This is a genomic window from Enterobacter cloacae complex sp. XAL002 (assembly GCF_049236805.1).
Classification (GTDB): domain Bacteria; phylum Pseudomonadota; class Gammaproteobacteria; order Enterobacterales; family Enterobacteriaceae; genus Enterobacter; species Enterobacter intestinihominis.
The window spans coordinates 18,568-38,346 of sequence record NZ_JBMKJN010000017.1; the positions used below are offsets into that span (position 1 = coordinate 18,568).

Here is a 19,779-nt window from a genome sequence, read left to right on the forward strand (position 1 = left end):
GCCACCCGGCACAAGGGTTACTTCACGTCAAACCGATCCAAATCCATCACTCGCGCCCATGCGGCAACGAAGTCGCGGATGAACTTCTCTTGTGCATCGCTGCTGGCGTAAACTTCGGCCAGCGCGCGGAGGACAGCGTTGGAACCGAAGACCAGATCGGCGCGGGTGGCGGTATATTTCACTTCCCCGCTGGCGCGATCGCTACCGGCAAACAGCTCGTTTGAGTCGTCGGTCGCTTTCCACTGGGTGTTCATATCCAGCAGATTGACGAAGAAGTCGTTGCTCAGCACGCCCTCGCGGTTAGTAAACACGCCATTCTTGCTGCCATCGAAGTTTGCACCCAGCACGCGCAAACCGCCGATCAATACCGTCAGTTCCGGCGCGGTCAGGGTCAACTGCTGGGCTTTGTCGATCAGCAGCGACTCCGTGGTGGACACATCCACCTGTGCGCGATAGTTACGGAAACCGTCGGCAATCGGTTCGAGCAGGTTAAACATCTCGATATCCGTCTGATCCTGACGCGCATCCACACGACCTGGAGTGAACGGTACGTTGACGTAAACGCCTGCCGCTTTCGCCGCCTGCTCAACGCCCACGACACCCGCCAGCACAATGATATCGGCCAGTGACGCTTTGTTGGTGGTGCGCTGGATCGCTTCCAGAGCCGGTAATGCCCGTACCGCCGCGGCGTTAACGTCCCAGTCGCGCTGAGGTGCCAGCGCCAGACGCGCGCCGTTAGCGCCGCCACGCTTGTCGCCGCCGCGGAAGGTCGATGCCGACGCCCAGGCCACGGAAACCAGCTCGCTCACGGAGAGACCCGAGGCCGCGATTTCCGCTTTCAGGCTTTCAATATCTTCCTGCGTCGGATGGAACACCGGCTGAGGCAGCGGATCCTGCCAAATCAGATCTTCTTTCGGTACTTCCGGGCCGATGTACCGCGCTTTTGGCCCCATATCGCGGTGGGTCAGCTTGAACCACGCGCGCGCAAAGGCTTCGTTGAAGGCCTGCGGATCGTTCAGGAAACGACGGGAAATTTTCTCGAATTCCGGATCAAAACGCAGCGTCAGGTCGGTGACCAGCATGGTTGGCTTGCGTTTTTTCGACGGGTCGAACGGGTCAGGCATAATTTCCGGCGCATCCACGGCTTCAAACTGAATTGCGCCCGCCGGGCTACGCGTCTGCACCCATTCGTATTTGAACAGGTTCTCGAAGAAATAGTTGCTCCACTGGGTTGGGGTTTGAGACCAGATAACTTCCAGCCCGGAGGTGATGGCGTCAGCGCCAATACCGGTGCCGTGCGTGCTGGCCCAGCCCAGGCCCTGCGCTTCAATAGGCGACGCTTCAGGGTCAGTGCCCACGTGCGTGGCTTCGCCTGCACCGTGCGTTTTACCGAGCGTATGGCCGCCTGCAATAAGCGCAACGGTCTCTTCGTCATTCATGCCCATGTTGCCAAAGGTAGCGCGGATCGCCGCCGCCGCAGACAGCGGTTCACCACTGGCGTTTGGCCCTTCCGGGTTAACGTAAATCAGGCCCATTTCTGTGGCGGCCAGCGGGCGCTTCGCCAGCGCTTCCGGGTCACGGTGAGTCAGCCAGGCTTTTTCATCGCCCCAGTTCACGTCCAGATCCGGTTCCCAGACGTCTTCACGCCCGGCACCGAAACCAAAGGTGCGGAAGCCGGAGTTCTCCAGCGCCACGTTACCCGCGAGGATAAACAGGTCGGCCCAGGAGATTTTTTGTCCGTATTTTTGCTTAATTGGCCACAGCAGGCGGCGAGCCTTATCCAGGCTGACGTTATCAGGCCAGGAGTTCAGCGGCGCAAAACGCTGCTGACCGCGACCGGCACCGCCGCGACCATCAACGGAGCGATAGGTACCCGCACCGTGCCAGGCCATACGGATAAACAGGCCCGCATAGCTGCCCCAGTCGGCAGGCCACCACGGTTGTGAGTCGGTTAACAGTGCTTTGAGATCGCCCTTTAGGGCGGAATAGTCGAGCTTACTGAATTCTTTGCGGTAGTCGAAGTCTTCACCCAGAGGGTTTGAACGGCTGGAGTGTTGATTAAGTAAATCGATGCGGAGTTGTTTAGGCCACCACTCTTTGCTGCCGGTACCTGCACCCGCGCTGTGATCGACGCCGCCCTGGTGGAACGGACATTTGCCGGCGGATGCCGCGTTATTGGTCTCGTCTGACATGCTCATCGCTATGCTCCCTTTACAGTGTTACCGTTACGATATACACCACTAGCGATAAGAGATAGTTGAATTAATCCACAGATTCGATAGCTAATACCTTTTAACTTTCTGTTCGAGTAAAAAACCCTCACTTTATGAGGGATTTTTACTTTATAACGCCGGGCGGACACCCAGCGTATGGCAAATGGCGTAACTCATCTCCGCGCGGTTAAGCGTATAGAAGTGGAAATCCTTCACCCCTTCACGGCTTAAAATCTTCACCATATCCATCGCGATATTGGCCCCCACCAGCTTGCGTGTTTCCGGGTCATCGTCCAAACCTTCGTACATTTTGGACATCCACAGCGGAATGCGCACGTTGGTCATATCCGCGAATTTCTTCGCCTGTTTGAAGTTCGAGACCGGCAGAATGCCAGGGATGATTTCGACATCAATACCCGCTGAGACGCAGCGGTCGCGAAAGCGTAAATAGCTTTCCACATCAAAGAAGAACTGAGTAATGGCGCGATTGGCACCTGCGTCCACCTTACGCTTCAGGTTAAGCAGATCCGCCTGGGCGCTTTTCGCTTCCGGGTGAACTTCCGGGTAAGCGGCAACGGAAATATCAAAGTCAGCAACGTCTTTCAGCAGGGCAACCAGATCGGTGGCGTACATGTCCGGCTTACCGCTCCCCGGCGGCAGGTCGCCGCGCAGGGCAACGATATGACGAATGCCGTTGTTCCAGTAGTCCTGAGCAATCGCGCGCAGTTCATCAGGGGTGGCGTCGATACAGGTGAGGTGCGGTGCCGCTTCCAGACCGGTTCGGTCTTTAATGCCCTTAATGATGCTGTGCGTGCGGTCACGCTCACCGGAGTTGGCGCCGTAGGTTACGGAGACGAACTTCGGCTTCAGGCTGCTCAGGCGATCGATAGAGCTCCACAGGGTTTGCTCCATTTCACTGGTGCGCGGCGGGAAAAATTCAAAAGAGACGTTAATCTGGCCGTTTACTTCGGCCAGGCTCTGATTCAGGGCTTCCCGCTGGTTGGCGTGAAAAAAGCTCATACCTTACCTCTATCTTTCGCGTGTCATTGTTTGTTGTGTTGTGAACTTCTATACGTTTAGACGTCCAGATGTAAAAATGACGGAAAAGCGGGATGACGTCAACAGAAATAATCAACATTAACGGTGAGGTTTGTTCAGGGAAGATGAAGGGGATTCATGATGGGGGGTGAGAAGGCCCCTCACCCCAGCCCTCTCCCCAAAGGGGCGAGGGGGGAAAGACCGCACCGAGCAGTCCCCTCTCCCCTAAGGGGAGAGGGTTAGGGTGAGGGGTTACAGTAGCTTAGCCAGGCGATTAATGTCGGACTGAATGGCTCCGGCGGTCACATCGCGCCCCGCACCCGGGCCACGGATCACCAGCGGGTTATCGCGGTACCAGCGGCTTTCGATGGCGAAGACGTTATCGCACGGCAGCAGCGCCGCCAGCGGATGTTCAGGACGTACCGCCTCCACGCCCACGCGCGCTTTACCGTTCGCCTCGAAGCGCGCCACGTAACGCAGCACCAGGCCCATCTCGTTTGCCGCTTCCAGACGTTGCACCATCTGCTCGTTCAGCTCGTCGCCGTTCTCAAAGAAGTGATCGACAGATCCTTCCTCGCAGCCCGCAGGCACCAGAGACTCAACGCGAACCTGGCCAGGCTCAATGTCGTAGCCCGCTTCACGCGCCAGGATCACCAGCTTGCGCATCACGTCTTTACCGGCAAGGTCGACGCGCGGATCCGGCTCGGTTAAGCCCTGCTGCCACGCCTGATCCACCAGGTCGGTGAACGGCACGGTACCGTCAAATTGCAGGAACAGCCAGGAGAGCGTGCCGGAGAAGATCCCGCTCAGCGCCAGAATGCTGTCGCCGCTATCAATCAGATCGCGCACGGTATGGTTAACCGGCAGACCTGCGCCAACGGTGGCGTTATACAGCCAGTGACGACCCGTTTTTTCGAACGCGTCGTGGATCTGGCGATATTTATCAGTGCTGCTCGCGCCTGCCAGCTTGTTGGCGCTGATGACGTGGAACCCGTGGCTGGCAAAATCCAGATACTGATCGGCCAGTTGCTCGCTGGCGGTAACGTCCAGCACCACCAGATCGTCGTACGGGTGCGCGCGCATCCACAGGAACAGCGACTCTTCGTCCTGCTCAACCGCTTCATCGTTAAAGAAGGCCAGCGCCCGACTGGCGTCCAGCCCTTCGTAGTTCAACAGGCTGCGGCGGCTGTCCACCACGCCTGCCAGAATAAACTCAAATCCGGTACGCGCCGAAAGCGTGACCTGCTCGCGGGCGAACAGCTCCAGCCAGCGGGAACCGATGTTCCCTTTCCCGAACAGTACCAGGCCGATGCGTTTTTCCGCACGGAACAGGGAGGTGTGCAGGCCCTGAATCAGGCTTTCGGTTGGCCCCTTGCGCAGAACGGCAACCAGGCTGATGCCCTCTTCCGACTGCCAGGTGAACTCCACCGGCTGCCCTTTCAGCTGCTGCCAGAAGCGGTGGCAGTGCAGCGGGTTACGGGTGACGCCCGCGCCCACCATTGCCACCAGCGCCAGTCCCTGACGCAGGCGAAGCTCGCCCGGCAGTCCCGCTTCATCCAGAATCTTCAGGGCGCTGTCCACCACTTCAGCGGTATAGCAGAACTGCAACAGCTGGCGATCGTTATGCACGCCAACGGCCAGCGGACGCACCTGGGCACGTTTCAGGATGGTGTCGATATCTTTGTGCGCCAGTTTGAAATCCTGGCCCGCAGGCACCTGGAACTCAATCAGGCAGATGTCATCGTGGCTGGTGACAATGCGCGCGCCCGTACCGGATGCCAGCACGCGCTCGATGCGAGTGGAACCCTGATCCGGCGTGTAGCTACAGCGTAGTTGCAGGTCGATGTCGCTGCCGGAAACCGGCTGTAGCGTGCGCGCGTGCAGCACTGGTGCCGCCAGACGCGCCAGCTCGCTCGCTTCGTCGAGACGCAGCAGCGGCAGCAGGCAGGCATCTTTTACTTTGCGCGGGTCCGCGCTGAAGACACCGGCCACGTCGCTCCAGATGGTGACGCGGGACACGCCCGCCAGGGCGCCAATCTGCGTTGCCGAGTAGTCAGAGCCGTTACGGCCCAGCAGTACGGTTTCACCTGCGTTGCTGCGACTGATAAAGCCGGTCACCACAATACGTTTACCCGGATGTTGCACCAGCAGCTGTTGCAGCAGCGGGTAGGACAACCCTTCGTCCACCTGCGGCTGTGCGGCGCGTTCGGCACGCAGGAAATCACGCGCGTCGAGCCAGGCGGCTTCCACGCCAAGATGTTGCAGCACGGCGGCCATCAGGCGCGCAGACCACACTTCACCATGGCCAACCACTTCCGCATACACCGCATCGGTAATGCCGCTGTCCAGCAGAGCTGCCAGACGCTCAAGGTCGTGAGTAAAGGCGCTTATCAGCCCGTCCGCCACGTCCGCAGGCAGCAAACCGGCAATCAGTTCACTCTGGTAACGACGTAAGGACTGTTGCACCTGATGCGCAGAGAGGCGATCGGTCTGGCTCAGTTTCAGCCAGCTAATCAGCTGGTTGGTGGTGCTGCCCGCCGCAGAGACAACCATCATGTCCCCCGGCTGTGAATACTCGGTCATGATCCCTGCGACACGCAGATAACATTTCACATCAGCAAGACTACTACCACCAAACTTGTGCAGCTGACGACCCTTCGCCCCTGCCTGCGCTATCACACTCATGATTACCCCTTGGCTGCGACCCGGAAGCCATTTTCCAGATCGGCAATTAAATCTTCAGAATCTTCAATACCGGTCGAGATACGCAGCAGCGTCTCGGAAATCCCGGCGGCGGCACGTGCTTCGGGTGCCATACCTGCGTGCGTCATGGTTGCGGCGTGGGAGATCAAGCTTTCTACTCCCCCTAAGGATTCCGCCAGCGTAAACAATGACAACCCGCTCAGGAAGCGACGCAGCGTTTGCTCGTCACCGTCCAGTTCAAAACTTAACATCGCGCCAAATCCTTTCTGTTGGCGCGCGGCAATCTCGTGCCCCTGGTTTTCCGGCAGCGACGGGTGATAAAGCTTCTTCACCAGCGGCTGGGTTTTCAGGAAATCCACGATCGCCTGGGCATTACGCTGCGCCACGTCCATACGCGGTGACAGGGTGCGGATACCGCGCAGCAGCAAATAGCTGTCGAACGCGCCCGCGGTGACGCCAATGTTATTGGCCCACCATGCCAGTTCAGTGACAACATCAGGATCTTTGGCAATCACCACACCCGCTACCACGTCAGAATGGCCGTTCAGATATTTCGTGCATGAATGCAACACCAGATCGGCACCCAGTGCCAGTGGGTTCTGAAGGGCCGGACTGAGGAACGTATTATCCACTACACTTATCGCTCCCGCATCCCTTGCGAGCTGACAAATTTTCGCAATATCGACTACGCGCAACAATGGATTGCTTGGACTTTCCACCAGAACCAGCTTCGGCTGTTCGGCTAACGCCTGTTTCAGCGCCTGTTCGTCGTTTTGATCGACAAACAACACGCGGTAGCAGCCACGTTTCGCCAGGCTATCAAACAGACGATAGCTGCCGCCGTAGCAGTCGTGCGGCGCCACCAGCAGATCGCCAGGTTTCAGGAACACCGTGGTTACCAGGTGAATGGCAGACATGCCGGTATTGGTTAATACCGCCCCTGCGCCGCCTTCCAGTTCCGCCAGCGCGCGCTGGGTAACGTCACGCGTAGGATTGCCGCGACGCGAGTAGTCATGCGCGCGAGGTTCATTAAATCCGGTGAAATTATAGGTGCTGGAGAGATGAATTGGCGGGACAACGCAGCCGTACTGCTCGTCATCATTCAATCCGCTACGCACTGCGATGGTGGCCTGTTTACGCGTCATGGTGAGGCTTCCTGGCGAATGAGGTGAAAAGTCAGGCACCAGAGTAAACATTGAAAGTATGGACGTCAATACATCTGGACATCTAAACTTCTTTGCGTATAGATTGAGCAATGCGCAAATAGCCGTTAAAATTATATGCTTTAGGACACGCTACAGCGGCAATATCCGTGCCTCGGTATCGTCTCTACGGTAAACTACGAAAGATTACGGTTCAAAACTGATGGTTACCGGTTTTGCACCTTTAGATTAATGACTGAGAGGATTAAAGGTATCTCATGGCTGAATGGAGCGGCGAATATATCAGCCCATACGCTGAGCACGGTAAGAAGAGTGAGCAAGTCAAGAAAATCACGGTGTCCATTCCTCTGAAGGTGTTGAAGATCCTCACCGATGAACGTACGCGTCGTCAGGTGAACAACCTGCGTCACGCCACCAATAGCGAACTGCTGTGCGAAGCGTTCCTGCATGCGTTTACCGGCCAACCGTTGCCGAACGATGACGATCTGCGCAAAGAGCGCAGTGACGAAATTCCAGAAGAGGCGAAGGTGATCATGCGTGAACTGGGTATCGACCCGGATACGTGGGAATACTGATAAGCGGATACAAAAAAGGCACCTTGCGGTGCCTTTTTTTCGGGAAACTTATTTAGCGCCCGGGATGCTGAAACGCTTGTTGAAGCGGTCAACACGGCCACCGGTTGCAACATCACGCTGCTTACCAGTGTAGAACGGGTGGCATTTGCCGCACACGTCCAGGTTCAGATCGTGACCCACGGTAGAGCGGATCTGGATAGAGTTACCGCAAGAGCAGTTTGCAGTAATCATTTCGTATTTCGGGTGAATATCTTTTTTCATGGGAGAACCTCAGTTAAGGCCGCGTCGCTCTTCCAGCCCTAACGCCAGACACCACGCGATGTTGAATGTAAGTTCTTTGGCGTAAAGTACACCAAAGGCGGCGAATCATACAGAATTTAACCAACGTATGCAAACTGATCCGCACGCCGCTTTCACTAATGTGTATACTAACGCGCCACTTTTCAAGTCAGGAAGATTCGATGCCCGTCGCTCACGTTGCCCTGCCCGTTCCGCTTCCCCGCACCTTTGACTACCTGCTGCCCGACAGCATGAGCGCCAAAGCGGGCTGTCGCGTGACCGTGCCGTTCGGTAAACAGCAGCGCGTGGGGATCGTCGTCTCCGTCAGCGATAAAAGCGAGCTGCCGCTTACCGAGCTGAAATCGATCGTTGAAGTGCTGGACGATGAACCTGTTTACTCTCACAGCACCTGGCGACTGCTGTTGTGGGCGGCAGATTATTATCACCATCCTATTGGCGACGTATTGTTCCACGCCCTGCCGATTATGCTGCGTCAGGGTAAGCGCGCCAGCCATGCGCCAATGTGGTACTGGTTTGCCACCGAGCAGGGTCAGGCGGTCGACATTAACAGCCTGAAGCGCTCGCAAAAACAACAGCAGGCGTTGGCCGCGCTACGCCAGGGGAAAATCTGGCGCCATCAGGTCGACGAGCTCGAGGTGAGCGAAACCGCGTTGCAGGCATTAAGGAAGAAAGGGCTGAGCGAGCTGGCCAGCGAAGCACCTGCCCTTCACGACTGGCGCGACGGCTTTTCCGTCTCGGGCGATCGCCTGCGTCTGAATACCGAGCAGGCCACCGCTGTGGGCGCGATTCACAGCGCCGCCGATCGTTTCTCCGCCTGGCTGCTGGCGGGCGTCACCGGCTCCGGTAAAACCGAAGTGTATCTGAGCGTACTGGAAAATGTGCTCGCGCAGGGTAAACAGGCGCTGGTAATGGTGCCGGAAATCGGCCTGACGCCGCAAACCATCGCCCGTTTCCGTGAACGCTTTAATGCGCCCGTTGAGGTTCTGCACTCCGGCCTGAACGACAGCGAGCGCCTCAGCGCCTGGCTGAAAGCGAAAAACGGCGAAGCGGCGATTGTGATTGGCACCCGTTCCTCACTCTTTACGCCGTTTAAAAATCTCGGCGTTATCGTGATCGATGAAGAGCATGACAGCTCCTATAAACAGCAGGAAGGCTGGCGCTATCACGCCCGCGACTTAGCCGTGTACCGCGCCCACAGCGAGCAAATCCCCATTATTCTGGGGTCCGCCACCCCCGCGCTTGAAACGCTGCACAACGTTCGCCAGCGTAAATACCACATGCTGCGCCTGACGCGCCGCGCGGGGAATGCCCGTCCGGCCATTCAGCATGTGCTGGATCTGAAAGGCCAGCAGGTGCAGGCCGGGTTAGCGCCTGCGCTGATTAACCGCATGCGCCAACATTTGCAGGCGGGCAACCAGGTGATCCTGTTTCTGAACCGCCGCGGCTTCGCGCCTGCGTTGCTGTGCCACGACTGCGGCTGGATTGCCGAGTGCCCGCGCTGCGATCACTACTACACCTTCCACCAGGCTCAGCGCCATTTACGCTGCCACCACTGCGACAGCCAGCGTCCGGTACCCCGTCAGTGCCCGTCCTGCGGCTCAACGCACATCGTGCCGGTGGGTCTGGGGACGGAGCAGCTCGAACAGGCGCTGGCGCCGTTCTTCCCGGATGTACCCATCTCGCGTATCGACCGGGACACCACCAGCCGCAAAGGGGCGCTGGAGCAGCAGCTGGCGGAAGTGCATCGCGGCGGCGCGCGCATCCTGATTGGCACTCAAATGCTGGCGAAAGGGCATCACTTCCCGGACGTGACGCTGGTCGCCCTGCTGGACGTCGACGGCGCGCTGTTCTCCGCGGATTTTCGCTCCGCCGAGCGTTTCGCACAGCTTTATACCCAGGTTGCTGGTCGCGCCGGTCGAGCGGGTAAGCAGGGCGAAGTAGTGCTGCAAACGCACCATCCTGAGCACCCGCTGCTGCAAACGCTGCTGCACAAAGGCTATGACGCCTTCGCGGACCAGGCGCTGGCCGAACGTCAGACGATGCAGCTTCCTCCGTGGACCAGCCACGTCATCATCCGTGCGGAAGATCATAACAATCAGCAGGCGCCGCTGTTCCTGCAACAGCTGAGAAATCTCCTGCAGGCCAGCCCACTGGTGGATAATCAGCTGTGGATTTTAGGCCCGGTACCCGCGCTCGCCCCGAAACGCGGCGGCCGTTTCCGCTGGCAACTCTTACTTCAGCACCCTTCGCGTATCCGTTTACAGCAGATCGTCAGCGGCACGCTGGCGCTGATTAATACCCTGCCGGAAGCGCGAAAAGTGAAGTGGGTTCTGGACGTCGATCCGATTGAAGGCTGAAGACGGATCGAAAAATTTAATGCGCCTCACACTTTTTATGAAAATTCTGTAACCGATTCCATTAACTATCTGTAAAAATGGTGCGGTCCGCAGTTCGGTGTTCAGGCGAGGAGAAGACGTTGAAGTCCAGGAAAGAGGTTGCCTCGGCGACCATGAAAGACGTTGCCGAGAAAGCACAAGTCTCAACAGCAACCGTGTCCCGCGCATTGATGAACCCTGACAAAGTCTCCCAGGCGACCCGAAACCGGGTTGAAAAGGCGGCGCTTGAGGTCGGTTATTTCCCGCAAGCCATGGGGCGCAACGTTAAACGCAACGAATCCCGCACCATCCTGGTGATCGTGCCGGACATCTGCGATCCCTTCTTCAGCGAAATCATCCGCGGCATTGAGGTCACGGCCGCCGCCCAGGGCTATCTGGTGCTGATTGGTGATTGTGCCCACCAGAACCAGCAGGAAAAAACGTTCATCGACCTGATCATCACCAAGCAGATTGATGGCATGCTGCTGCTTGGCTCACGCCTGCCGTTTGATGCCAGCATTGAAGAACAGCGCAATTTACCGCCAATGGTCATGGCGAACGAATTCGCGCCGGAGCTGGAGCTGCCGACCGTTCATATCGATAACCTCACCGCCGCGTTCAACGCCGTGAACTATCTTCAGGAGCTGGGGCATAAGCGTATCGGTTGTATTGCCGGACCAGAAGAGATGCCGCTGTGTCATTACCGGTTGCAGGGCTACGTTCAGGCGCTTCGCCGTACCGGGGCTGTTGTCGATCCGCACTACATTGCGCGCGGTGATTTCACCTTTGAAGCGGGCGGGCAGGCGCTGGAAAAATTGCTTGCCTTGCCAGAACCGCCTACCGCGGTCTTCTGCCACAGCGACGTGATGGCGCTGGGGGCGTTATCCTACGCCAAACGTCACGGCCTGCGCGTGCCAAAGGACCTGTCGATAATCGGTTTTGATAATATTTCGCTTTCGGAGTTTTGCGATCCGCCGCTTTCGACTGTTTCGCAGCCGCGGTATGACATTGGCCGGGAAGCGATGCTGCTTTTGCTGGATCAGCTGCACGGTCAAACAGTTAGCAGTGGGTCACGACTACTGGATTGTGAGCTGATTGTGCGCGGCTCTACCCAGGCATTAACTTAAAGTAAATACCTTTCGACACCCTTATCTGGTCAAAGCCCCGTCGCTTAAGTAACATGGCGGGCTGACGAACGAATAAATACAGCGAAACGATAGTGGCACAACGAGATTATGTACGTCGCGGCCAGCCGGCACCTTCGCGACGCAAAAAGAGTAGTTCAAAAAGCAAGCAACGTAGCCTGTCTGCTGTCTCCCCAGCCATGGTCGCCATTGCTGCGGCTGTGCTGGTGGCCTTTATTGGCGGCCTCTACTTCATTACGCATCATAAAAAAGAAGAGTCTGAAGCCCTTCAGGGTAACAAGGTCGTCGGCAACGGCCTTCCTCCGAAGCCTGAAGAGCGCTGGCGCTACATTAAAGAGCTGGAAAGCCGCCAGCCTGGCGTACGTGCGCCTACCGAGCCTTCTGCCGGGGGTGAAGTGAAGAATGCCGATCAGCTGACGGACGAACAGCGCCAGTTGCTCGCTCAGATGCAGGCGGACATGCGCCAGCAGCCTACGCAGTTGAACGAAGTACCGTGGAACGAACAAACCCCGGCGCAGCGTCAGCAAACGTTGCAGCGCCAGCGTCAGGCACAGCAGCAAACGCAACAGCAGCAGTGGACGCAGACGCAGCCGGTACAACAGCCGCGTACACAACCGCAGCAGCAGACGCGTACTGTACAAACGCAGCCTGTTCAGCAGCAGCCGAAAGCCCAGCCGCAGAAGCAAACAGCACAGCCGTATCAGGATCTGTTGCAGACGCCTGCACATACCACTGCGCAACAGCCAAAAACGCAGCAGGCTGCGCCGGTCACTAAAGAGACCGAGGCACCAAAGCAGACGGCTGAGAAAAAAGATGAACGCCGCTGGATGGTTCAGTGCGGTTCGTTTAAAGGCGCTGAGCAGGCAGAAACGGTGCGAGCTCAGCTGGCATTTGAAGGATTTGACTCACGCATTACCACCAATAACGGCTGGAATCGCGTGGTGATTGGACCGGTCAAAGGCAAAGAAAACGCAGACGGCACCATTTCCCGTTTGAAAGTGGCTGGCCACACAAACTGCATTCGACTCGCCTCCGGGGGTTGAAACCCCCAAAATCCCCCCCATCTATCATTTAATTCAGCCCTGAGCACAGGCTCAGGGCTTCTGTTTCCCGAATCTGTAACCAGGGGGTCTGCTCGTGACAACAATAGTAAGTGTACGCCGTAACGGCCAGGTGGTAATTGCCGGTGATGGCCAGGCCACGCTGGGTAATACCGTCATGAAAGGCAACGTGAAGAAAGTACGTCGTCTTTATAACGACAAAGTGATCGCCGGTTTCGCAGGCGGCACGGCTGATGCCTTCACGCTGTTTGAACTGTTTGAACGCAAACTGGAAATGCATCAGGGTCATCTGGTGAAAGCCGCCGTTGAGCTGGCAAAAGACTGGCGTACCGACCGCATGCTGCGCAAGCTCGAAGCACTGCTGGCCGTGGCTGACGAAAACGCCTCGCTGATCATCACCGGTAACGGCGACGTGGTTCAGCCTGAAAACGACCTGATTGCCATCGGCTCTGGCGGCCCGTACGCCCAGGCCGCAGCCCGTGCGCTGTTGGAAAATACCGACATGAACGCGCGCGATATCGCGGTGAAAGCGTTGGATATTGCAGGTGATATCTGCATCTATACCAACCACAATCACACCATCGAAGAATTGACCTCCAAAGCGTAAGGATCGCCCATGTCTGAAATGACCCCACGCGAAATTGTCAGCGAACTGAACAAACACATTATCGGCCAGGACAACGCCAAGCGCTCCGTGGCTATCGCACTACGTAACCGCTGGCGTCGCATGCAGCTCGACGAAGAGCTCCGCCATGAAGTGACGCCAAAAAATATTCTGATGATCGGCCCGACCGGGGTGGGTAAAACCGAAATCGCCCGTCGTCTGGCCAAACTGGCTAACGCGCCGTTCATCAAAGTTGAAGCCACCAAGTTCACCGAAGTGGGCTATGTGGGTAAAGAAGTGGACTCCATCATCCGCGATCTGACCGATTCAGCGATTAAGATGGTGCGTGTCCAGGCGATTGAGAAAAACCGCTATCGCGCCGAAGAGATGGCCGAAGAGCGTATTCTCGACGTGCTGATCCCACCGGCAAAAAATAACTGGGGACAGGCTGAACAGCAGCCTGAACCTTCTGCTGCGCGTCAGGCATTCCGCAAAAAATTGCGCGAAGGCGAGCTGGACGACAAAGAGATTGAGATCGATCTCGCTGCCGCGCCAATGGGCGTTGAAATCATGGCCCCTCCGGGCATGGAAGAGATGACCAGCCAGTTGCAGTCCATGTTCCAGAACCTGGGCGGGCAGAAACAGAAAGCGCGTAAGCTGAAAATCAAAGACGCGATGAAGCTGCTGATTGAAGAAGAAGCCGCGAAGCTGGTTAACCCGGAAGAGCTGAAACAGGACGCTATCGACGCGGTTGAGCAGCACGGTATCGTGTTTATCGACGAAATCGACAAAATCTGTAAGCGCGGCGGCAACAGCTCCGGCCCGGATGTTTCCCGCGAAGGCGTTCAGCGCGACCTGCTGCCGCTGGTGGAAGGTTGCACCGTCTCTACCAAGCACGGCATGGTGAAAACTGACCACATTCTGTTTATCGCGTCAGGTGCGTTTCAGGTTGCCAGCCCATCCGATCTCATTCCGGAACTGCAGGGTCGTCTGCCAATCCGCGTTGAGCTGCAGGCGCTGACCACTGAAGATTTCGAACGTATCCTGACTGAGCCAAACGCTTCTGTGACCGTACAGTACAAAGCGCTGATGGCGACCGAAGGCGTGAATATCGAGTTCACCGACGATGGGATCAAACGCATCGCTCAGGCCGCATGGCAGGTCAACGAAACCACCGAAAACATCGGTGCGCGTCGTCTGCACACCGTGCTGGAACGCCTGGTGGAAGATATCTCTTACGATGCGAGCGACCTTAACGGTCAAACCATTACCATTGACGCAGAGTATGTGGGCAAACACCTGGATGCGTTAGTGGCAGATGAAGATCTGAGCCGTTTTATTCTATAATCGCGTTCAATGCATTTTCATCACTGTTGATGGGGGCTATGGCCCCCATTTTTATTGGCTAAATAACTATGACTGATATCAGCCGTACGCAGGCGTGGCTCGAAAGTCTGCGTCCAAAAACGCTTCCTCTGGCTTTTGCCGCCATTATCGTCGGTACCGCACTTGCCTGGTGGCAGGGGCATTTCGATCCCCTGGTGGCTGGTCTGGCGCTTGTCACCGCCGGGCTACTGCAAATCCTCTCTAATCTCGCCAATGATTACGGCGATGCGGTAAAAGGCAGCGATAAACCTGATCGTATCGGGCCGCTGCGCGGGATGCAAAAAGGGGTGATTACCCAGGCACAGATGAAGCGGGCGCTGATTATCACCGTGGTGTTGATTTGCCTGTCCGGCCTGGCGCTGGTGACGGTCGCCTCGAAAACCACCAGCGATTTCATTGGCTTCCTGGTGCTGGGCTTGCTCGCCATTATTGCAGCAATTACCTATACCGTCGGGACGCGTCCTTACGGGTATATTGGTCTGGGCGACATCTCCGTACTGGTGTTCTTCGGCTGGCTGAGCGTCATGGGAAGCTGGTACTTGCAGGCGCATACGGTGATCCCCGCCCTGTTCCTGCCCGCGACCGCCTGCGGTCTGCTGGCGACGGCGGTGCTGAATATCAATAACCTGCGCGACATCGACAGCGACCGTGAGAACGGTAAGAACACGCTGGCCGTGCGTCTGGGCCCGGTGAATGCCCGCCGCTATCACGCCTGCCTGCTCATCGGCGCGCTGGTCTGCCTGGCGCTGTTCAATCTGATCTCTCTGCACAGCCTGTGGGGCTGGCTGTTTGTGCTCGCCGCACCGCTGCTGGTTAAGCAGGCCCGCTATGTCATGCGTGAACTCAGCCCGGCTGCCATGCCGCCGATGCTGGAGCGCACGGTAAAAGGCGCGTTGCTGACTAACCTGCTGTTCGTCATCGGGATTGTCTTAAGCCAGACGCTGAGTTAGCTGACAAATATCAATTAACAATTGATGATTTTGCCAACAAGGCATTTCGCACGATATACTGAACACATTCGCAGCAACAGAGCGTTAAACCTATGAAATACGATACCTCCGAGCTTTGTGACATCTACCAGGAAGATGTCAACGTCGTTGAACCCCTGTTCTCCAACTTTGGTGGACGGTCGTCGTTTGGCGGGCAAATCATCACGGTGAAATGTTTCGAGGACAACGGGTTGCTGTACGATCTGCTCGAAGAGAACGGCCGTGGCCGCGTTCTGGTGGTCGACGGCGGCGGTTCCGTGCGCCGTGCATTGATTGATGCTGAACTGGCGGGAATTGCCGTCCAGAACGAGTGGGAAGGCATTGTGGTGTACGGTTCCGTGCGTCAGGTGGACGATCTCGAAGACCTGGATATCGGGATTCAGGCCATCGCGGCCATACCGGTAGGCGCAGCGGGCGACGGCATCGGCGAAAGCGACGTGCGCGTCAATTTCGGCGGCGTGACCTTCTTCTCGGGCGACCACCTTTATGCTGACAATACCGGCATTATCCTTTCTGAGGATGCGCTGGATATTGAGTAGTTAATCGGTAAGCGAGATGCATAAAAAAACCGCCAACAGCAATGTGGCGGTTTTTTTGTCCCTCGGGATTCGCGGTCCGTTGGGTGATATTGCAACCTTTAACCAGGATTTTTATCTTACCCTGATTCATTCCTCAGGTAACCCCTGTCGACCCTTTATGAATTCCTAATTATGTGTGGAAACCTTAACTCCGCAGCTGTTGCTCATTATGATGCTGTGTCCCTTTCCGCCATCTCGCAAATGGGCATCGGTCAAGGGAAAGGTGTATTCACAACCGTAAAGCAACCTTTAACCGGGCTTGTGTCCACCGACTTATCACCGGTGGTGAACGGTGGAGCGGTTAGCTGCAGGGACCGCATAATGAAACGCTATTTATGTATCGCGTTCATTGTCGCCAGCGTACTCGTTGTAAAGAGCGATGAACCTGTTGGGTTTGTTGCTTTTGCTACGACAGCGCAGGACAAGTAGCGTTAAGGCCGCCTCAGGCGGCCTTTTTTATGGTTTGATATCGGTTAGCGAAAACCATAAAAAAGCCGGGTGGCGGCTTCGCCTTACCCGGCCTAATCAGTTAACCCCACCGGAATTAAACTTCTTCCATACGTCCCAGCAGTGCCTGCAGGCGATCCTGCCAGCCGTTCTGCTGTTCGCGCAGCTGGTTGTTTTCGCGCTCCAGTTCTTCACGGCTGTGCTGAGCATTCTGAACTTCCTGGGACAGGGAGTTGTTTTTCTCTTTCAGCTCTTCAATTTCCATCTGCAGCAGGGTGATGGTGTCGATCGCCTGCTGTACTTTCGATTCCAGTTTCTCAAACACTTCTAAAGACATGATGCTACCTCTCCTGAATTGCAAGGCGACGCTTTAACGTAAACGCGCACGACATATACCGTCGATTGTATGGAGCGCGGCGCTCTGTGTCCAGCGACACACCGCGCAGATCGCGGTTTGCAACACTTTTAGGTCTGGTCCTGGTGCGTTCGCGGCATATACCCCTAAATTGTTAACTCTTTAGTTAATGAAATGATTCAGCTCACATTATACCGTTGGTGCAAAAACGCGCTTTATGGCGCGAAAACGCTCATTTTATTGACACAGACCACACATTTTGATTTCGATATTTCTCGTTTGTGCTCGTTAACGATAAATTAACACTATGTCTACAGGGCATCGTGGCTGTCACGGGCGGTCACGCAAACAATAAACATTACTCTTTTGCAGGATTCCGATTATGAGTCAGACATCAACCTTAAAAGGCCAGTGCATTGCCGAGTTCCTGGGTACCGGGTTGTTGATATTCTTCGGAGTAGGCTGTGTCGCTGCACTGAAAGTGGCAGGTGCCAGTTTTGGTCAGTGGGAAATCAGTATTATCTGGGGTTTGGGCGTGGCGATGGCCATCTACCTGACCGCAGGGGTTTCCGGCGCACATCTTAACCCGGCGGTGACCATCGCGTTGTGGCTATTCGCGTGCTTTGACGGACGCAAAGTTGTCCCTTTCATCATTTCACAATTTGCCGGCGCCTTTTGCGCAGCGGCGTTAGTTTACGGGCTTTATTACAATCTTTTCACCGACTTCGAACAGACGCATCATATGGTGCGTGGCAGTGTCGAAAGTCTGGATCTGGCAGGCATTTTCTCAACGTATCCGAATCCGCATATTAATTTTGTGCAGGCGTTCGCAGTTGAAATGGTGATTACCGCTATTCTGATGGGCGTCATTATGGCGCTGGGCGACGACGGAAACGGCATTCCGCGCGGCCCGCTGGCACCACTTTTGATTGGCCTTCTGATTGCGGTAATTGGCGCATCAATGGGTCCGCTGACCGGCTTTGCGATGAATCCGGCGCGTGACCTGGGTCCAAAAACCTTCGCCTTCTTTGCAGGATGGGGCGATGTCGCCTTTACCGGCGGCAAAGACATTCCTTACTTCCTGGTTCCGCTGTTCGGGCCAATCGTAGGGGCGGCGCTGGGCGCATTCGGCTATCGCAAATTAATTGGTCGCCACTTACCGTGCGACACCTGTGTGGAAGAGGAAAAAGAGTCGACTTCCACCACACAACAAAAAGCTTCGCTGTAATCTGACTACGGGACACATACCATGACCGAAAAAAAATATATCGTTGCGCTCGACCAGGGCACTACCAGCTCCCGCGCTGTCGTAATGGATCATGACGCGAACATTGTCAGCGTGTCTCAACGCGAATTTGAGCAAATCTATCCGCGTCCAGGCTGGGTTGAACACGACCCGATGGAGATCTGGGCGTCACAAAGCTCCACGCTGGTGGAAGTGCTGGCGAAAGCCGACATCAGTTCTGACGAGATTGCCGCTATCGGTATCACCAACCAGCGTGAAACCACCGTTGTCTGGGAGCGCGAAACCGGTAAGCCCATCTACAACGCCATTGTCTGGCAGTGCCGCCGCACCTCAGAGATCTGCGAAAAACTGAAGCGCGACGGAATGGAAGAGTACGTGCGCAGTACAACCGGTCTGGTCATTGACCCCTATTTCTCCGGCACCAAAGTGAAGTGGATCCTCGATCACGTGGAAGGTTCACGCGAGCGTGCACGACGCGGCGAGCTGCTGTTTGGCACCGTCGATACCTGGCTTATCTGGAAGATGACTCAGGGACGCGTTCACGTCACCGACTACACCAACGCCTCGCGCACCATGCTGTTCAACATCAACACTCTGGAGTGGGATGACAAGATGCTGGACGCGCTGGACATTCCGCGTGCGATGCTGCCAGACGTGCGCAAATCTTCAGAAGTATACGGCCAGACCAACATCGGCGGTAAAGGCGGCACCCGTATTCCTATCGCCGGTATTGCCGGTGACCAGCAGGCGGCGCTGTTCGGCCAGCTGTGCGTCAAGGAAGGGATGGCGAAGAACACTTACGGCACCGGCTGCTTTATGCTCATGAACACCGGCGAGAAAGCGGTGAAATCAGAAAACGGTCTGCTGACCACCATCGCCTGCGGCCCACGCGGTGAAGTGAACTATGCCCTGGAAGGGGCGGTATTCATGGCGGGTGCCTCCATTCAGTGGCTGCGCGACGAGATGAAGCTGATCAGCGATGCGTTTGACTCCGAATACTTCGCGACCAAAGTGAAAGACACCAACGGCGTATACGTGGTGCCAGCGTTTACCGGTCTGGGCGCACCGTACTGGGATCCGTACGCCCGCGGCGCGATTTTCGGCCTGACGCGCGGTGTGAACTCAAACCACATTATTCGTGCGACCCTGGAATCCATCGCCTACCAGACGCGCGACGTGCTGGAAGCGATGCAGGCGGACTCCGGCATTCGTCTGCACGCCCTGCGCGTGGACGGCGGTGCGGTAGCCAACAACTTCCTGATGCAGTTCCAGTCCGACATTCTGGGTACCCGCGTTGAACGTCCTGAGGTGCGAGAAGTGACGGCGCTGGGCGCGGCGTATCTGGCAGGTCTGGCGGTTGGCTTCTGGCAAAACCTCGACGAGCTTCAGGAAAAAGCGGTGATCGAACGCGAATTCCGTCCAGGCATCGAAACCACCGAGCGCAACTACCGCTACAGCGGCTGGAAGAAAGCGGTGAAACGTGCCCTGGCATGGGAAGAGCACGACGAGTAAGACAGACTCACCCCTCACCCTAACCCTCTCCCCTTTGGGGCGAGGGGACTTAAAACACCCTCTCCCCTTTGGGGAGAGGGCCGGGGTGA

The 19,779-nt window shown here is 56.6% G+C and carries 16 protein-coding genes; 10 read left to right on the forward strand and 6 right to left on the reverse strand.

Features of this window, described 5'->3' with window-relative positions; translation table 11 throughout:
* Positions 1-17: 17 nt before the first annotated feature.
* The 4 genes from katG to metB all read right to left on the reverse strand — a co-directional run bounded on the left by katG (position 18) and on the right by metB (position 7,099).
* Complete coding sequence (katG, locus tag ACOT0L_RS16410) at positions 18-2,198, reverse strand: catalase/peroxidase HPI (RefSeq protein ID WP_058677363.1); 2,181 nt, start codon at positions 2,196-2,198, stop codon at positions 18-20.
* A 144-nt stretch (positions 2,199-2,342) separates the two neighbouring features.
* Positions 2,343-3,233, reverse strand: coding sequence for a methylenetetrahydrofolate reductase (gene metF, locus ACOT0L_RS16415; protein ID WP_022649792.1), 891 nt, complete (start codon positions 3,231-3,233; stop codon positions 2,343-2,345).
* Positions 3,234-3,503: 270 nt separating this feature from the next.
* A complete protein-coding gene (locus tag ACOT0L_RS16420) occupies positions 3,504-5,936 on the reverse strand; it encodes a bifunctional aspartate kinase/homoserine dehydrogenase II (RefSeq protein ID WP_126503569.1) in 2,433 nt (810 codons plus the stop codon).
* A gap of 2 nt (positions 5,937-5,938) precedes the next feature.
* Entirely contained in the window at positions 5,939-7,099 is a 1,161-nt protein-coding gene (gene metB / locus ACOT0L_RS16425) for a cystathionine gamma-synthase (RefSeq protein WP_017383102.1), read from the reverse strand.
* A gap of 275 nt (positions 7,100-7,374) precedes the next feature.
* Here metB and metJ point away from each other — a divergent pair, with 275 nt between their 5' ends.
* Complete coding sequence (gene metJ, locus ACOT0L_RS16430; RefSeq protein WP_006179183.1) at positions 7,375-7,692, forward strand: met regulon transcriptional regulator MetJ; 318 nt, start codon at positions 7,375-7,377, stop codon at positions 7,690-7,692.
* A gap of 48 nt (positions 7,693-7,740) precedes the next feature.
* Here the strand turns inward: metJ and rpmE are convergent, their stop codons facing one another.
* Positions 7,741-7,953 (reverse strand): 50S ribosomal protein L31, encoded by a 213-nt coding sequence (gene rpmE, locus ACOT0L_RS16435; RefSeq protein WP_003862040.1) that lies wholly within the window; start codon positions 7,951-7,953, stop codon positions 7,741-7,743.
* 200 nt (positions 7,954-8,153) lie between these two features.
* On the opposite strand from rpmE, the gene priA reads away from it, so the two are divergent.
* The 7 genes from priA to rraA all read left to right on the forward strand — a co-directional run bounded on the left by priA (position 8,154) and on the right by rraA (position 16,091).
* The gene (gene priA / locus ACOT0L_RS16440) at positions 8,154-10,349 is read left to right on the forward strand and encodes a primosomal protein N' (protein WP_023298897.1); all 2,196 of its coding nucleotides are present in this window, start codon (positions 8,154-8,156) and stop codon (positions 10,347-10,349) included.
* A gap of 119 nt (positions 10,350-10,468) precedes the next feature.
* A complete protein-coding gene (gene cytR, locus ACOT0L_RS16445) occupies positions 10,469-11,494 on the forward strand; it encodes a DNA-binding transcriptional regulator CytR (RefSeq protein ID WP_022649794.1) in 1,026 nt (341 codons plus the stop codon).
* Between the two features lie 92 nt (positions 11,495-11,586).
* Entirely contained in the window at positions 11,587-12,555 is a 969-nt protein-coding gene (gene ftsN, locus ACOT0L_RS16450; RefSeq protein WP_017383099.1) for a cell division protein FtsN, read from the forward strand.
* A 94-nt stretch (positions 12,556-12,649) separates the two neighbouring features.
* Positions 12,650-13,180: an ATP-dependent protease subunit HslV gene (gene hslV, locus ACOT0L_RS16455; RefSeq protein ID WP_022649795.1), complete on the forward strand. Its 531-nt coding sequence runs from the start codon at positions 12,650-12,652 to the stop codon at positions 13,178-13,180.
* A 9-nt stretch (positions 13,181-13,189) separates the two neighbouring features.
* Positions 13,190-14,524 (forward strand): HslU--HslV peptidase ATPase subunit, encoded by a 1,335-nt coding sequence (gene hslU / locus ACOT0L_RS16460; protein WP_022649796.1) that lies wholly within the window; start codon positions 13,190-13,192, stop codon positions 14,522-14,524.
* 62 nt (positions 14,525-14,586) lie between these two features.
* Complete coding sequence (menA, locus tag ACOT0L_RS16465) at positions 14,587-15,513, forward strand: 1,4-dihydroxy-2-naphthoate polyprenyltransferase (protein WP_088581795.1); 927 nt, start codon at positions 14,587-14,589, stop codon at positions 15,511-15,513.
* Between the two features lie 92 nt (positions 15,514-15,605).
* Positions 15,606-16,091: a ribonuclease E activity regulator RraA gene (rraA, locus tag ACOT0L_RS16470; protein WP_015569946.1), complete on the forward strand. Its 486-nt coding sequence runs from the start codon at positions 15,606-15,608 to the stop codon at positions 16,089-16,091.
* A gap of 583 nt (positions 16,092-16,674) precedes the next feature.
* Here rraA and zapB read toward each other — a convergent pair.
* Positions 16,675-16,914 (reverse strand): septal ring assembly protein ZapB, encoded by a 240-nt coding sequence (gene zapB, locus ACOT0L_RS16475; RefSeq protein WP_022649799.1) that lies wholly within the window; start codon positions 16,912-16,914, stop codon positions 16,675-16,677.
* Between the two features lie 400 nt (positions 16,915-17,314).
* On the opposite strand from zapB, the gene ACOT0L_RS16480 reads away from it, so the two are divergent.
* Positions 17,315-18,160, forward strand: a complete 846-nt coding sequence (locus ACOT0L_RS16480) for an MIP/aquaporin family protein (RefSeq protein WP_022649800.1) — start codon at positions 17,315-17,317, stop codon at positions 18,158-18,160.
* 21 nt (positions 18,161-18,181) lie between these two features.
* Positions 18,182-19,690, forward strand: coding sequence for a glycerol kinase GlpK (gene glpK, locus ACOT0L_RS16485; RefSeq protein WP_022649801.1), 1,509 nt, complete (start codon positions 18,182-18,184; stop codon positions 19,688-19,690).
* The last annotated feature ends 89 nt before the right edge of the window (positions 19,691-19,779 follow it).